Origin of the sequence: Paenibacillus sp. FSL W8-0919 (genome assembly GCF_038003785.1) — a bacterium.
GTDB classification, from domain to species: Bacteria; Bacillota; Bacilli; order Paenibacillales; family Paenibacillaceae; genus Paenibacillus_AQ; species Paenibacillus_AQ lactis.
The window spans coordinates 3375615-3391651 of the sequence record NZ_JBBOPV010000001.1 but is presented as its reverse complement, the minus strand read 5'-3'; the positions used below and the strand labels follow the sequence as shown (position 1 = coordinate 3391651).

The following is a 16037-nucleotide window of genomic DNA, read 5'->3' as shown; positions in this document are numbered from 1 at the left end:
TCTTGCCTTCCCGGCTTAATCCTTGACCCCTCCTTCAAGCTCGCCCTTGGCGTAATATTTCAAAATGAAAGGATATAGGAACAGCAGCGGCACGATCGCGATGATGATCGTCCCTGCCTGCAAGGAAGCAAAATCGAAATTGATGGCGCTGTCGAACATATTCTGATTGCCCATCAAGGACGTGTTGTCCTTGCGGACGACGAACTGCCGCAACACCACCTGAAGCGGCCATTTGCCCGGCTCCGAGATGTACAGCGTCGCCCGAAAATATTCGTTCCAGTGGTACACGCCGTAGAACAGTCCCAGCGTGGCAAGCCCCGGCTTCGACAGCGGCAGAATGATCCGGGTGTAGAGCCGGAAATGCCCGGCGCCATCCATCCGGGAGGCTTCCAATATCTCCTCCGGAATATCCTGAATGAACCGCATCAAGATAAACAGGTAGTACACGTTAATCGCCTTATACAGAATCAAAGAGGTAAGCGTATTCATAAGTCCAAGATCTTTAATCAGCAGATACTCCGGAATCATGCCCGGCTCGAATACCATAATGACGATCAGGAGAAACAGCACCGCTTTTTTGCCGATAAACTCCGTTCTCGCCAGCACATATGCGGCCATGGACGTCAGCAGCAGATTCAGAAACGTCCCCGCAGCGGTTATCCACACCGAATTCATGATGCTGCCTGTAATCAGCGGATTGGCAAACAGCAGCTGATAATTGATCGTTGTGAAGCCTTTCGGCACGATATCCAGACCGCCCATCAGGTGGGCCTTGCCCGGGTCCGTCAAGGATAGCGCCAGCAGGTTCAGGATGGGAACCAGCACCATGAGCGTGAACAGGAACAGCAAGACATATATGACGATTTTCGAAAACTCCAGCCGTCTCATCATTCTCCCCCTTTACCAGACGCCCTTGCCCGAGATGCGTTTCGAAATGAAATGCGTGCCCAGGATGAGGACGATCCCGATGACGCCTTTGAACAGACTAGCCGCGGTTGCATACGCAAACTGCCCGTTTCCGATACCGATCCGGTATACGTAGGTGTCCAGAATGTCCACCACGCTGATGATGGAATCGTTCATAAAGTTAAACACTTGGTCGAAGCCCGCATTCATGAAGAAGCCGAGGTTCAGAATGAAGACGGTTACAATCGTGCTGTACAAATGAGGAAGCGTAATGTACCGCATTTGCTGGAGCCGGGTGGCGCCGTCGATTTTTGCGGCCTCGTATAATCCCGGGCTGATCTTCATGATCGCGGCCAGATAAATGATGGAATCCCAGCCTGCGCTCCGCCAAATTTCGGAGAAAACAAGCACCCAGCGGATATGCTCTTTGCTGGTCATATAATCGACCGACGGCAATCGAAAGAAATTCGCAATCAGATTGACCGCGCCGTCCGCCGGATTCAGCAGGCTGATCCAGATCCCCGCGATGACGACCCAGGACAGAAAGTGCGGCAGATAGACGACGGATTGCACATACTTGCGGTATTTGCTGCTGCGCACTTCATTAATGAGCAGGGACAGCATGATCGGAATCGGGAATACGAAGATGATTTTCATCAAGCTGATAATGATCGTGTTCTCCAGTACGCTGGTGAAGGCCGGCGAACTGAACAAGGTCTTGAAATGCTTCCAGCCGACCCAGACATGGTCGCCCAGAATGCGATAATCCTGGAAGGCGAGCTTCATGCCATAGAGCGGAATCAGGTGAAAGATGAAAAAGTAGAGCAGAGGTAAGGCCAGCATGGCGTACAATACCCAATCCTGCCTCAAGCGTCTGAGCACCTTCATCGTCTACTCCTCCTCTGATTGATGGATGGCCAGCTTCATCAGCGGAGCATGCTGCTGTGCTCCGTACACATCGCGGTCGCCGACGCTGCCCGACGAAATATCCCGCGAGATGGTCACTTTGAAGCCGAGTGCCTGGTCAAAAAACACCAGATGGTGAATCTGTTCCTCCTTGACCCGGTACAGATCGCAGATGGTTCGTTTCGTAATGCAGCCGGATTGTTTAACTCTGTCATAATCGTCTTTGGAATCAAACAGGACGTCCAATGTAATCTCGAAGGGGCCGGAGTTCTTGCTCCGCAGCACCTTCGCCACGTCACCGAGCACGGTCATGCTTATAACCTCCCTTTCGAAACTCGATACGGAACGCATTGTCGGTCAATTCCATCAGGTGATACACGGAGAATTCGTAAACAGGGCCGAACTCGATATCGCTTGGGGCGAATGGAAACGCCAGATTGCCGGCCGTTGCCTTCCGGCCCTCATAGCCGTAATGCAGGAAGGTCGATCGGACGGTGGCGCATATGCTGCTAGCCAGCTCCTGCGTCCTCGCAACCACTTCGAACATCACCCCGACCTCGTGCCCCTGGAAGGGCTCCGTCTCTTTGCTGCCGAGTACGCCGTTCTTCCCGTAATTGTAAAACCGGATCTGGTAATCCGATTCGGGAATTTCGCTGTAATACTCTCTCGCCTGACTTCGGACGTAATCCTCGACCTCCTCCAGCTTCCCGATCAGAATCGGGTCGCGGATCCCCGCAATCACGAAGGTGCGGTAGGCGACGCGCCTTGCTCCTTCCAATTTGACGAAGTATTTCTCGGCAGGAAGGTACCGGCTTCCGCTGACGCGGACGATGCCGGGCTCCGTCTCTTCGAACCGGCAATCCTCCAGATCCAGCGTAAAGCCGGGCCCGTGCAGGATGTACGGATGCTCCTTCTCATAGAAGGTATGGGCCGCAACGCTGGTTGGACTGCAGGTGCGTGCCGGATTCAGGGACTGAACGGTAAAGCTGTCTTCCCCTATGGTGCCAAGTATGCTGTCCTTCGTCGTGCCGGGCTCTGCACACAGCGCGCCGCATTCGAGAATTTTGCCGAGATGGTAGGAGAGCCCCGGGTCCTTCCCGTGGAATATGCCGATCGCTGCGAAAGGGGACGGATCATAAGCGCGGCCGCAGACAATGATCTCGCTGCCGGCTTGAAGCGCTTCCACGATAGGCTCATGTCCCATTTGGGCCACGATGCTCTTTGTCGTATCGATCATCTCATCCGTCAGCGGCGGGATGTTCGGGCTAAGCGGCTGAATGCGTCCTTCCCTCTTCGCCTGATGGATTTCGTCTTGCGTGAAGTCCGCCCAGATTACCGATACCTTCGCCTCCATCTCAAGCTCGCTCAATATTTCGTCAATGATCGCAAGCGTCCAATTGACATGCGTTCTGGCGCCGGAACCGCCGGCTGAGCCGATGATGATCGGGATGTTCCGGGGGAGGCCGGCAGATAGCATGATCTTCAGGTCTTTCTTTACCGCGCGCTTGCTGACGATGGATACGCCGGCGCCCAGCTTATGCGGTCCCCCGTCGGTTGAGCCAGCATCGACCACAATGCCGTGCAGCTCGTACTTCAATCCGTTCATGAAGGATTGCTCCGGAAACCCGTATCCAAGCATCCCGCAGGGGGATAAAATTCGAATGTCTGTATTCATCTGCAGTCCCTCTTTACCAAAATATTCACTCATGCCCATTGGATAATTGGATTATCCAATTTGTGTTAAAAAAGGGGAAGCCACTCCCCTGCTATGCATGAATGTAATTGTTCTGTATGTTCTCCTTCACCCGGCTCAGATGGTTCAGCAAGGCGAGCTTTGCCTTCACCGGATCGCGTTCCTTAATCGCCTGTAAAATAAGCAGATGCTCCTCATAGACCTCGCTTTTGCGACCGGGGATCGCTTGGGTCTTGTTCAAGGTGCGCTGGAGCAGGTCCATGTGCAGCTCGATCATATTCACGAGCACGACGTTATGCGTGGCCTTCGCGATCGATAAATGGAAGGCCTGATCCGGCTTGGAACGGTCTTCGTCATCTAACCCGACCTGTCCCCACTTCTCAAAGGCCGCCTCGATGTCGGCGATATCCTCTTCCGTTGCCCGCTTGGCCGCCAGCTCCACAATGCCCGTCTCGAACAGCTCCCGGGCTTCCAGCAGCTCAATGATCGTCGCCCGTTCGATATTGTCGAGAATCCGGCTTCGGTCCTCCGCAACATCCAGCGCCTTGCTGAGAAAACGCCCCCCTCCGGGCCTTGCTTCGATCAGCCCTTCCCGCTCGAGAATGCGGAAGGCCTCCCGCAGCGTTCCGCGACTGATCCCGAACGATTGCGCCAGCTCACGCTCGGTCGGCAGAACATCGCCGGGGCTCAGATTTCCTTCTAAAATCAAATTTTTGATCTGTTCAATGACGTCCTCATATACCCGATGATATTTAATCTTCTTAATGGTCATATGATTTCCCTCTCTATCCTTCATGACAATCACTAATTGGGTCATCCAATGGACCGCAGATTTAGCATAAACCGTTCACAATTGGGCTGTCAAGCAAAAAATATAGCGCTTACATATTAATTCAGACCCGTTTATTCGAATTTCCGGCATCGTTCCAGAGTAATTGGGTGATCCAATTCGCGAAGAACTGCGGCTATAATATCCTGATCGTTCATGGCTTTGTGAGCCTCCGAAATAAAACAAGCTTCTTCTACAGTGCGCCTAAATACTGCAAAGCACAACCCCCGTTTCTTAGGCGGGGGCATCTTAGGTGTAATATATTAACGATTTATTGTTCGAACGTGCTCCCTCCCTGTCGCATGGGATTGGCCACCTGCATGTGACGACTTATGCCGCTATCCTGAGAGCCGCTAAAAACCAAGCGAAAAAAATGCTGCGAGTCAGCGCTTCCGCCTGGCAAACGCATATCTTATGCTTCCATACAAGCCGCACAGCATCAGAAATAGGGCCGCGCCCTGTACCGTAATTAGTTTTCCACCGCGCAGTACAGCGCCGAAGGATACCTGGGACTGCAGATGTTCAACATGTTCATACTGGCTTTGAATGTCGGGCACATAGGTTTGAGTCAATATCATTCCCTGGAAGACCCCGAACAACATATATCCGCCGCATACCGCGATGGCGAACAATACTGATTCAAGCGCGATCCGTTTCCATGAAATCATAGCATCATCATCCTCCATCATTGCATCCCATAATCCCGGATAGGTTGACTTCCTCTAAAGCCAGCCGACAATAACGCTGATCATATATCCAGCGGGAACGATGACGAGCTGGGCCAGCATCGTTCCGAAGAATCGCGAAACCATGAGCATGGTATACACCTTGCCCAGCTGATTCTTCGCTTCTTCATCCCGCGTAGCTTTATCGGTGATCAGGCCTAGCTGAGGGTCGATAAAAATCGTTAAAATAATGGTAGCCATGCCGTTGATTAACCCCGAGGCTTGGGAGGCCATGGTGCTATGCGCGGGCACGAGATGAGCCGCATACAACGACGAAAGCACCCCGACGGTATAAAAAGCGGTCACGACGACATGAAGTAAAATAAAGCGGTTGGGCACGCCCAAATATCGAAACTGGCTCAAGCTGAGATTGGGCTTCTTTATGTAATGCCTTGTATTTTTGAGCTGACCGACCGTCACGCTCGAGATCAGCTTCGGGATGGAGCCGGCTACTTCAAGCTTGTTGATGATTCGTCCGAACAGGTTGACGAAGGTCGGGAACAGCGCAATGGCTGCGATGGTGCCGATCGAAGCGGCAAGCAATATGATCCGAAAATAGGAGAGCACGTCAAATGACGTGTGTTCTTCGGCGTAATCCACGAATTTGGCGGTGAGCGGGGCCTGGATTAAATTCGAGGTCCGCGACACCAGCAGGACGATGCCCGTCAGTGACAGCGCTACCGCTATTTTATTCAGCTTAACGCCTGCATAACGGATCGAGTAGGACAATGTTTCCGCCGTATGAATGACCATCGTTAGGACAAAGACGACAATCAGCGTTTGAATCATAAGCGATTCCTCTGAATGGTGATATGAAAATCCGTCCCGTACTGATAAAGGTCCAATTTGCGGGCAATTCGCTGTGAGCTCAGATTGTCCCAAGCCGTGCTGTATAGCGGAATACGCCCCAACCGCCGAATCTCCCAGCCCCATCGTGCTGCCGCTTTGGCAGCGAGTCCCCGCCCCCTGAAATCGGAGGCCGTGCTGAGACTTGCCTCCGCCGCCTTGGCGGAAGTCCGGGCCGAGCAGCAGACGGATACGGCCGTATCGCCGATCACACAGCCTATGACCGGCAGGCGTTCCTCAAGCTCCGACTTGATCTCTGAAAAGTAGGTCTCCAGCAAGTCTGCGTTGGATTGATCAATGAACACGATGCCCGGATCGGCTGCTGGCTCGATCGGTTTGTCCGGGAACACATAGGCCGGCCCGACCCATATCTGCTTTACCGGCATGTATGTCTCGATCGTCTTGCTCATCTGCACGATGCTCATGTTAGTCCCCCGTTCGCATTGCATCCGCAGCTCTTCCTCCATGGGGTCCGGCATATCTGCCGCTACCAGCACCTCCCGTCCGAAGCGTGTTGTGCCAACGAACACTGCCGTTTCGGCGGCTTGCGACGGCTCATTGATGCCGATGATCCGCCTTCGGCCGTCCAGCAGGTATAACGTCTCCGACTGGATCCGCATCAGCTCCGCATCATCGTATGCGGCATAGGGCATAAGTTTCCCTCCATCCTTCGCGTTATCATTACGTAACGGATACCTTCCAGCTGAACCAGGTTCGTGCTTTAGCAAGCCTACATGGCATGAGAGGCCTTGGTCAGCTGGAATGCGGCCTTGGTCAGCTGGAATGCGGTAAGCTCTCCTTCTCTTTGAGAAGTGCAGCGGTTCGCCGATAAATCGCATCCAGCTCCTGCCTGCTGACAAGACTGGCATCGTGCTCAAACGTCACATGAAATTGATGATTCCTCGTCGCTGCGTATTCCAAATAGGCATATGCGTCGCCGAACCGCTCATCCTCGTCATGCTCGGGCAGCACCGGGAGATGATGCTTGAACGTACCGCCCTCATAACGGACATTGCTGTAGTGGACCACATCGATTTGCGGCGCGAGCGCCTCCATAAAGGAATACGGGGCGAATCCGGGAAAAGCCCTGCGGGCGATATCCAGCCTTGCCGTATCCAGCACGAAACGAATCTCCGGATAGGCCAGAAATGCATCGATCACGATGTCACCGTAATCCCCGAAGAAGTCATGCTCCAACACGATCCGCTGCTTAAAGCGCTGCTGCAGCTCGGCGAGATGTTCAAACAAGGTTATGGAGATATCCCTGAACTGCCCTCTGCCCAGCTGTTCGCAGCTGTAGCGGTGTCCAATGTCGGGAAGCCGCGGAAAGGGCGTGAAGGGCTCTTGAAACACCGGATAAAACGGATAGTGGAACAGGATGTAGTCCGCATCGTAGGATGAAGCCAGCTCAACCTCGGAGGTTATGTACTGCAGCTCTTCCTTAAACTGCCGGGGGGCGGGTGCATTTAACACAGGCAGGCGGTATCCGTCTTCCGCAAGCACCGGTCCATGGATTCCATATCCAAGCCCGTGCTGACGGCAGAAATCCCGGACCTGGGCTAAAGCGGCTCGATCCGGCAGGCAGCATACCTCCATCCCGGTGATCAGCGGCATGGCCAGCTGCTCCCACCGATCGGGGCTAAATTGCTCCCACATGCCGATCTGCAATCGTCTCATGCTAGGCCTCCCCCCTCGCGGCAATGGCCTGATTCCAAGGGGATAGATCATCGATCTGTACCCGCGAACCCGTTTCGGATGAACGAAGGATTGCATCCATGACCGCCTGGGTTCGGTGTCCGTCCGCAACGTTCGGGATTTCGAGCGGCGACGGCTTGTCTGTCAGCTTCCTATAGATGCTGTCGATCATCGGATAGAAGCCGCCGTAGTAATGAACGGCCGGAACCGTCAATCCCTTCGGCGGTTCTACGCCCTCAATCTGAACTGGCTCCAATGCTCCTCCTCTGCTGAATTCCAACATACGGTCATCTCGCATAACGAGCGTCCCCTCATCCCCGTATATCTCCAGTCTCCATCCCGTACCGGTTCTGCCAGGCAGGAATACGTCCACCGCCAAGCTCGCACCGCTGCGGAACCGGCCCGTGAATGCAAATGCATCGTCGGCATTGCGCACCTCACGGCCGTCGCTGCCTTCATAACTCGGAATATGCGTCCTGAGATCTCCCTGAACCTCGGCAATCTCTTCTCCCATCCACCACATCAGGGAATCGATCATATGGGACCCGACGGCGAACAGGAAGCCGCCTCCCTCCTCGCTTCGGCCCTCCCAGCCACGCTGCCCTCCCGCCAGAGTGGAATAGCCCGAGAAGCTGCCGCAATACCGAATATGCTGAATCCGGCCCAGTAGTCCTTGGTCCAGCATGGCTTTAATCCGCTGCCGAAGGGGTGTAAGCCGCCATAAGAAATTAACGAATGCGCATCGCTTCAGCCGATTCGCCTCTTCGACCAGCTCCAGGGTTTGTCCGGCATTTATGGCGAGCGGCTTCTCTACCAGCACATGATGCCCGGTTCGGAGGGCTTGCAGCGCCATGCCGTGATGCTGTGCGGGCGTGGAGGCAATCGATACCAAATCCAGCTCCTCCGATTCCAGCATTTCACGCCAGTTGCTGTAAAAGGCGATGTCCTGAAACGAACGCTTCGCTCCATGATCGCTTCGATATACGCTGGCGATCGATTTCAGTTGAAAGCCCGGATGCAGCCGGAAGATGGGGGCGTGAACCTCGGCGCCGAAGCCGGTGCCGATAATTCCGACATTGATTTTGTTCATGGATACGCTCCTTACCGCGTGATATTGCTGATTAGTTCAACTGACTATTTCCACGTTAATCCCTGACGACCTTCCTCAATAACTTCCCGTCTCTACCAAAAATTCCTATCGCGTAACCTCGTACCCAGAAGCTTCCGGCAGGACATCGAGGTTCCACGCCCGCATCGTCCTTCGAAGGCTAAAACGGCGGAATGGATTCATCGCATGCTCTGCCTGGGCATGGCGTATAAACAAAAGCTCCATCGTTACTCTCACCGGTACCTGTCTTGAAGAACCGATGCTAATTTATGATGCTGCGTTTGCCTGTGTTCATGCTTTGACCCAAGCTGGCGGGTCATGCTATGAATGTACATGCCAGCCTTCTAACTCGCTTCCATTTTAACATTATTTACCTCCGATGTGTCTGTTTGTGCTAAAAATCTGTTGGGGCTCCACCATCGAGGAAATCATCTGAAACTTTTACCAGATCAGAGTCGTTACAAAAACATGAAGCATTGCAAACCTATCCAGAGGATTGCAAAGCTACCGAGCAACTTCGAGCAGCTCGAATAGGAGCAAAATGACGGGCATGTGACATAATTATTAACCTTTGTTGTATGATTTCTAATGACCGGTTCAACGGAAACAATAGAAACTTATTTTTCAACGCAATTAATAGACACTTATCCATTGCCAAGGAGGTTTCCCGTGCGAAAAAATCTGATTGCGTTCCTGGTGCTCGTCATGTTCGCCTTAACGATCGGCTGCGCATCATCCCCCAAGCCTGTTGTTATCAACGAATACAAGATGTCGTCCGTTCATGAGGACTTCCCTGTCCCTGAGCAAGCGCTGGAGCGTGAGGCGACGTTCGGGAATCCGAATATCGCGGAGGGTGCAAAGTACGAGTTGGAAAATATCGGAGGCGAGCAGGGATTATATCCGCCGAAGGCTTACCTGGAGGAGATCAGAGCTTCCGGCTAAACCGAGATCTAGGAAGAGCGTCTGGGTCATGTGCATTTTTTTCGTAAGGATGATACGAAGATCGCCTTGGAAATTCGAGAGGATTCGATTGACGTGTATGAGCTGAAACAAGTTGACGCCCCTTAGAGACTCGAATCTGTTATGATACGCCGGTTGACGCACACCACGTCCCGTTTTAGGGGAACGCCGTTAGCTGCTGCCCTACTTCCTCGCCTCGACTCCAGCAAGTCCCGAAACGGAACTTGTTCTTCCTTTTGCGGGCCTCCTGGCCTCTGCAAGTCCTTAAATAGGACTTGTTCTGCCCTACTTCCTCGCCTCGGCCCCAACGAGTCCCGAAACGGGATTTGTTCTGTCTTTTGCGGCGCTCCTGACCCCTGCAAATCCTTAAATAGGACTTGTTCTGCCCTACTTCCTCGCCTCGGCCCCAACGAGTCCCGAAAGCTGTCCCAGGTCTATACATACTCTGGTAACACCTCCAATATTATCGCATGACGGCTTTGCTCATTCCGACCGCCCCCTTGAATTCTAACTTCTGGAAACAATCATATATATTACCAGTTATATACAATCTTCACTTTACATGATAAACTAGCGCTATATTACATTGCAGCGTCGAGGCGGTGCGTTTTGATATTTTGAAATTGCATATTTCGGAGGAGTAAGATGAAAGCAATTATTCTCAAGTGGAACCAAATAAGTCTTGTAAAACGAATTTTGGCGGGGATCATTGCAGGGATTATCCTTGCCCTGATTGTTCCCGGTGCGACTGGAGTCGGTTTATTCGGTACTTTATTTGTATCCGCGTTAAAAGCGGTTGCCCCTGTATTGGTGCTGTTCCTCGTCATGTCCGCCATCTCGAACCATGCGAAAGGCCGTCAGACGAATATGAAATCGATCCTTGTCCTGTACGGTATAAGCACATTTCTGGCGGGGCTGGTGGCGGTCATCGCCAGTTTTATTTTTCCGGTAAGCTTGTCGCTGGTCACGGGATCGACGGACCTGACTCCGCCAGAGGGCATTCTCGAAGTGCTGAGGACCTTGCTGTTACAGGTTGTCGATAATCCGGTCAACGCACTGATGAAAGCCAATTATATCGGAATCCTGGCATGGGCGATCCTGCTGGGCCTGGCTCTGCGAAGCGCTAAGGAGGGAACGAAAAGCCTGCTGACAAATGTCTCGGATGCGGTATCCCAAATCGTCAAATGGGTGATCCAGCTTGCTCCGTTCGGTATTATGGGGCTTGTCTTCGAATCCATTACCGCAAACGGACTAGCGTCCCTGCTCGATTACGGGAAACTGCTGCTCCTGCTTGTCGGATGCATGCTGTTTATCGCGCTTGTCGTGAACCCGCTCATTGTCTATGCAAGGCTGCGCAAAAATCCGTATCCGCTGGTGCTGACCTGCCTTCGGGAAAGCGGCATTACCGCGTTCTTCACCCGCAGCTCTGCGGCCAACATACCGATCAATATGCGATTATGCGAGAAATTAAAGCTGAACCCGGATACGTATTCGGTATCCATCCCGCTAGGCGCCACGATCAATATGGCGGGGGCAGCGGTGACGATCTCGGTCTTGACGCTGGCAGCGGTCCATACGCTCGGGATTCAGGTGGATTTTGGCACAGCGCTTATTCTCAGCATTTTATCGGCGATTGCCGCAGCAGGCGCTTCCGGGGTGGCTGGGGGGTCGCTGCTGCTCATTCCGCTGGCATGCAGCTTGTTCGGCATTTCGAATGACATTGCCATGCAGGTAGTTGGCGTAGGCTTTATTATCGGCGTTTTGCAAGACTCTTGCGAAACCGCGCTGAATTCTTCCTCTGACGTGCTGTTTACGGCCACGGCGGAGTATGCGAAGAAGCGTAAAGAAGAAAACGCAACGATTGCGAAAGCCTAATGAAAGCAGTCGGTCTGTGAACTGTCCTTCCATGGCTTGTAGTGGATAATTAGGGAAGTCAATTTGGTATTATCCCCTTATGGTATACAGTGAAAGAAGAGTTCTTATTCCAATGAATTCAACGCTGTAGATCTGAGGGGATTTTTTTATTCCCCAAGAAACGACAAGCCTCAAACCGATGTAACAAAGGAACTATAAATAGGGGCGCGCCTACGATTGGAGGAAAATTGGAGTTACTCCATGATCATCGGGACGCTAGGGATCAGGAGAGATAGAATTTGTCGGATGCTGCACGAATGATGGCAGAGCGGCAGAACACATGGCTTACTACAACGAGAGATGTTCGCAAAACAAATTGGCGATCTATCCCCGTAGAATGCCGGGAACAAATCGCCGCTTAAACTTCCTTTTTGTTGTCTGCGGTAGCAGGGCTACGACCTATTGACCTAGCGCGCTATGTGTTTTTTCATGCCGATCGTAAATGCCGTAAAACCCAGCCTTTCATAATAGCCTTCCAATTCTTGTTCGCACAGCAGCTGGGGGATGACTCCAAACTTCTCGCACTGCATGACGAGCCTTTGAACGATACCGGTGCCGATCCCTCTGGCCTGAACATCCGGATGCACACAAATGCCGCATAGAAGTCCGGTAAGGACTCCGTCCGAAATGACACGTCCCATGCCCACGAGGCGCTTCCCTTCATAGGCATAAACACTATACCAGCTTCCTGCGCACATGGCTTGAAGGTCTCCAATGTTCAAGTTCAGGAAGTTCCAGCCTAATGTCTCATATAATTCGAGCAGCGCCGTAAAGTCCCCGGGCAGCTCCGACGTATAAGTAACTGCAGGCTCAACCTGGCTCATATGCTCCCGCTCCCCTTGACGGGGTACGCCATAACGCTCATAAGCGCATTTTCCGCCTGGGTAGCATCGAGGCGGCTGTACTGCACATAGACGGGCCCGCTGCAGACGACCTCCATGGCGTACGGCACGCCTGCGGGAATCGTCCGGCCATCAGCGCTTAGCGAGCTCGTACGAATGTGACGGGTACGTCTCCCCGGCACGATCGTTTCCATGCCCATCAGCGGCTCGCGATCCTCGAAATAGGCATGAATGGTCACCGTCACGTCTTCCTCCGATGTATTCAGCACGCATACCGACTCATGACTCGTCAGTTCCCCGCTGCTCTGCGGCGGGATATAGCCATCGGGAATGATCCACAAAGTCTCGCCTTTTGACATTCGAAAAACACCTCCTGACGCATTTTTAGCTCTCGCTTTATAGTAAACATTCGTCGCACAGGGCATCGGCTCCTCTACAACCTTTAAGGCATTGGCGAAAAGAGAGGAGCACGCTTCTACCTTTCGGTTGCCGTTAGATTACGATAGGTCATCAGCTGACGCTCATCCCTGCTGCATCCGCAAAAACAAGGACAACGGCTGAAGCGCCAAGGACTTCAAACCCTCGGCCACCAGTTCGGCCAGACGAAGAGCTCCCCTCTCCTGAAAATGCGTATTGTCCGAAACCCCGAGCGGAAAGTTCATCCACTCTCCCGGCGCTCCCCACATGAAGATCGAACGTGTACCTTCCGGACCGAGCTCGTTGAACAGCCCCATGCTGATTGCAGCCAGATCGACAAGCGGCACCTGCTCTTCCTGCGCGAGCTCGCGGACCGCGGTAACATAATCTCCATGCGTGTCCTTCAGCCGGACGTTATCATCAAAAAAACGCCGGTGAACCGAGGTGACCAGAATCGGCACGGCCTTTCTCTCCCTGCAGCCGTCGATGTACATCCTCAAATGCTCCTTGTATGTCGAAAAAGGCTCCGTATATCGACTAGGGTCAGACTTCTGGTCATTGTGGCCGAATTGGATCAACAGATAATCCCCCGGCCGCATGCAAGTCCATATCCGGTCCAGCCTGCCTTCGTCCACAAAGCTTTTCGAGCTTCGACCGGAAGCGGCGGCATTGATTACAGCTGCATCCTGCTTCATCCAGGCCGGCAGCATCTGGCCCCAGCCGGCATAGGGATAGCCATCGGCAGGCTGATTCGCCACGGTTGAATCCCCTGCGATGAACAACGTGCAAGCATCCGGTGCCGGTGCCAGTTCCAATCCGTTCAATCGCGGCGCTCTTCCAGAAAAATAAAGCACGATCCGCCTCTCGACTGCCGGCAACGTTACGCTGAAACGCTCCATATAACCGGGCGGCGTCCGCAGCTGATACAACAGCATCTGTCCGTCCGTTCCCTTGACCGTCGTCTCGGTCGCAAACCACGGGTCGCCGATCGTCAAACGAAGCGTATATAATCCGTCCTTCGGCACGTCCACCCGAAAGGCGGCTTCAAGCGGGATGACAAAGTCAGCGCCCAGTCCCGTCTCCCCCTCCCTTCGTATTCCCGTAAGGCCAGAAGCGGATAAGAAACCGTACCCCCGCTCCGGCTCGTACAGCGTGTCGGACATAATTTTCACGTAATCCAAGGCAGGCTCCCCGGTTCCGAAATCAAAAGCATAGCGGTCCTCGCTCTGCATCATAGCACCCTCCCGTTAAATCGCTCTTTCCCCATTATGCACGATCCCAAATGCGCAATTCCATCTATTTATCCGGCTATTTTGTTTAAATTTCCGGTCAACTGCCAAAGGCCGAAGCGGCACCTCGCAAGCCGGATACCGACGCTGGATAACCATGTTGACAGCGTTTACAACCCGGTACATAATGTGTACACAACATTTCAACTCCAAGGTAAGGAGACGGATGCCGTGAGGAAGTGGACCACAGTCTACAAAAATATGAAAATCAAAAACAAGCTGTCGCTCCTCATCGCGCTGATCGTGGCCATGGCATTCACTTTCGCGGTCATCGTTCAGCAGTATGCCTTCTCCATCTACGACGGGCAGCTGTACCTCAAATCGTCCAAGGTCCTACACTTGTCCTCATCAGCCATCGAATCCGAGCTTGAGCGAATCGAGCAGTTATCTTTCAACATGGTTACCGACACGGAGATCCAGCAAATATTACGGGCGATTTCCAACAGCGACTCCGACTATGACCGGCTCACCTTGAGACAGCGCCTTGTCGATCGGCTCCTCAACTACGTGGGATCCGAGCCTATGCTCTACTCCATCCACCTGATCGACTCCTTCAACAAACAGTACGATGTCGGCAGCGTCATACCGATCGCTCCCTCCAAGATGCAGCATATCATGCAGCTTGCGGGCGATGCCGATGGTGAAGAGCGCTGGTTCTCCCCCGATGAACACGACCCGGCCCTGCTGCTGTCCAGGGAGATCCGCTCCTATTCAGGAACCCTGTTCGACCTTCAATATCTGGGCACGATCGTAGTTCGGGTCAATATCGACAAGCTTGTACGTACATCTGCAGCTGAGGAGGGAGAGCTGATCATGACCTCGGGAACGGACGTCATCTACCCGACCCGGCCGAACTTCGACCCGGCGTCCATCCAGGCTGACGTATCATCCGGCAGCGGATATTTTACCCGGGAGATTGAAGGGCACACGTATTTTGTTGCATATAACCGTTCCTTCAATACGGGCTGGACTTATATTAATGCTACCCCCTTCAATCAGGCCTTTAGGCAAATCATTTTTATCAAAGAGCTTGTCATCATGGTATTCGGCATGATATTCGCCGTCGCCATTCTGCTGGGCATTCGGTTCAGCCGGGGCCTGACCAAGCCGATCGAAAGCTTGATCGCCCGGATGAAGCTGGCCGAGAAAGGGAATTTCGCTGAAGCTAACGTACTCCCCCAAGACGCGGCGCCCGTCGCGATGGATGAGCTCGGTCTGCTGCACCGGACGTTTCGTCTGATGGTGGAGAGAATCAATGTCCTGATCACCGAAAATTATGCGAGCCGGCTGCTCGTCAAGGAGACCGAATTCAAGGCCCTCCAAGCCCAAATCAATCCACATTTCCTTTACAACACGCTCGAGTCGGTCAACTGGCTTGCAAAAATCAACAAGCAGACGCAAATCTCCGATATGGTACAGGCGCTGGCCTTCCTCCTTCGCAACTCCGTCAGCCTGAAGGAGCCGATTCTTTCTCTACGAGAAGAGCTCGAAATCGTCAAGAACTATATCATCATCCAGAAGTTTCGTTTTGAGGACCGGCTCGAGTTTAGCATGAACGTACCGGATGAGGACCTGGAGCGCAGACTTCCGAAGCTGTCCCTGCAGCCGCTGCTTGAAAATGCAATCCACTACGCGCTGGAGCCATCGGTCGAGCCATGCAGAATCGCCCTGTACACCCGGCGGGAGGAGCATGCCTTCTGCGTCATCGTTGAGGATGACGGACCGGGCATGGCTCCGGACACCCTCGACCGGCTTCGAAGCGGAAGCCTGCAGACGACAGGCAACGGCATCGGACTGCTTAACATCGACGAACGCCTGAAGCTCGCCTTCGGCGACAATTACGGTTTATATATCGAGAGCCGACCTGGGCTCGGCGCCCGCATCATTCTATCACTGCCACTATAACG

16 protein-coding genes are annotated in these 16037 nt (G+C 53.3%); 3 read left to right on the top strand and 13 right to left on the bottom strand.

Annotated elements, in window-relative coordinates; all coding sequences use genetic code 11:
- Window positions 1–15: 15 nt before the first annotated feature.
- From NST44_RS15310 to NST44_RS15265, 10 genes are all read right to left on the bottom strand, one after another.
- Window positions 16–888, bottom strand: a complete 873-nt coding sequence (locus NST44_RS15310) for a carbohydrate ABC transporter permease (protein ID WP_007132185.1) — start codon at window positions 886–888, stop codon at window positions 16–18.
- Window positions 889–900: 12 nt separating this feature from the next.
- Window positions 901–1794, bottom strand: coding sequence for an ABC transporter permease (locus NST44_RS15305; RefSeq protein ID WP_007132186.1), 894 nt, complete (start codon window positions 1792–1794; stop codon window positions 901–903).
- A 3-nt stretch (window positions 1795–1797) separates the two neighbouring features.
- Window positions 1798–2124, bottom strand: coding sequence for a DUF4387 domain-containing protein (locus tag NST44_RS15300; protein WP_007132187.1), 327 nt, complete (start codon window positions 2122–2124; stop codon window positions 1798–1800).
- Window positions 2108–3487: an acyclic terpene utilization AtuA family protein gene (locus NST44_RS15295; protein WP_034273300.1), complete on the bottom strand. Its 1380-nt coding sequence runs from the start codon at window positions 3485–3487 to the stop codon at window positions 2108–2110. Before NST44_RS15295 ends, NST44_RS15300 begins: the two co-directional genes overlap by 17 nt.
- Window positions 3488–3578: 91 nt before the next feature.
- The gene (locus NST44_RS15290) at window positions 3579–4277 is read right to left on the bottom strand and encodes a FadR/GntR family transcriptional regulator (RefSeq protein ID WP_007132189.1); all 699 of its coding nucleotides are present in this window, start codon (window positions 4275–4277) and stop codon (window positions 3579–3581) included.
- A gap of 440 nt (window positions 4278–4717) precedes the next feature.
- Window positions 4718–5002 carry a hypothetical protein gene (locus NST44_RS15285; protein WP_007132190.1) on the bottom strand — a complete coding sequence of 95 codons (285 nt, stop codon included), beginning with the start codon at window positions 5000–5002 and terminating at the stop codon, window positions 4718–4720.
- Between the two features lie 54 nt (window positions 5003–5056).
- Window positions 5057–5848, bottom strand: coding sequence for a lipid II flippase Amj family protein (locus NST44_RS15280; RefSeq protein ID WP_007132191.1), 792 nt, complete (start codon window positions 5846–5848; stop codon window positions 5057–5059).
- Complete coding sequence (locus NST44_RS15275; RefSeq protein WP_210094722.1) at window positions 5845–6558, bottom strand: GNAT family N-acetyltransferase; 714 nt, start codon at window positions 6556–6558, stop codon at window positions 5845–5847. The genes NST44_RS15280 and NST44_RS15275 overlap by 4 nt, the downstream gene beginning before the upstream one ends.
- A gap of 121 nt (window positions 6559–6679) precedes the next feature.
- Window positions 6680–7582, bottom strand: a complete 903-nt coding sequence (locus NST44_RS15270) for a hypothetical protein (protein ID WP_007132194.1) — start codon at window positions 7580–7582, stop codon at window positions 6680–6682.
- A gap of 1 nt (window position 7583) precedes the next feature.
- Complete coding sequence (locus tag NST44_RS15265; protein WP_007132195.1) at window positions 7584–8690, bottom strand: Gfo/Idh/MocA family protein; 1107 nt, start codon at window positions 8688–8690, stop codon at window positions 7584–7586.
- A gap of 687 nt (window positions 8691–9377) precedes the next feature.
- Here NST44_RS15265 and NST44_RS15260 point away from each other — a divergent pair.
- Both NST44_RS15260 and sstT read left to right on the top strand, forming a co-directional pair.
- The gene (locus NST44_RS15260; RefSeq protein WP_007132196.1) at window positions 9378–9650 is read left to right on the top strand and encodes a hypothetical protein; all 273 of its coding nucleotides are present in this window, start codon (window positions 9378–9380) and stop codon (window positions 9648–9650) included.
- Between the two features lie 663 nt (window positions 9651–10313).
- Complete coding sequence (gene sstT, locus NST44_RS15255) at window positions 10314–11543, top strand: serine/threonine transporter SstT (RefSeq protein ID WP_007132198.1); 1230 nt, start codon at window positions 10314–10316, stop codon at window positions 11541–11543.
- Between the two features lie 446 nt (window positions 11544–11989).
- Here sstT and NST44_RS15250 read toward each other — a convergent pair whose 3' ends face one another.
- The 3 genes from NST44_RS15250 to NST44_RS15240 all read right to left on the bottom strand — a co-directional run bounded on the left by NST44_RS15250 (window position 11990) and on the right by NST44_RS15240 (window position 14073).
- A complete protein-coding gene (locus NST44_RS15250; protein WP_007132199.1) occupies window positions 11990–12406 on the bottom strand; it encodes a GNAT family N-acetyltransferase in 417 nt (138 codons plus the stop codon).
- Window positions 12403–12783, bottom strand: a complete 381-nt coding sequence (locus NST44_RS15245; protein ID WP_007132200.1) for a sensory rhodopsin transducer — start codon at window positions 12781–12783, stop codon at window positions 12403–12405. Before NST44_RS15245 ends, NST44_RS15250 begins: the two co-directional genes overlap by 4 nt.
- Window positions 12784–12945: 162 nt before the next feature.
- Window positions 12946–14073, bottom strand: a complete 1128-nt coding sequence (locus tag NST44_RS15240) for a rhamnogalacturonan acetylesterase (RefSeq protein WP_007132201.1) — start codon at window positions 14071–14073, stop codon at window positions 12946–12948.
- A 228-nt stretch (window positions 14074–14301) separates the two neighbouring features.
- Between NST44_RS15240 and NST44_RS15235 the strand changes: the two genes are divergently transcribed.
- The gene (locus tag NST44_RS15235; RefSeq protein WP_007132202.1) at window positions 14302–16035 is read left to right on the top strand and encodes a cache domain-containing sensor histidine kinase; all 1734 of its coding nucleotides are present in this window, start codon (window positions 14302–14304) and stop codon (window positions 16033–16035) included.
- The last annotated feature ends 2 nt before the right edge of the window (window positions 16036–16037 follow it).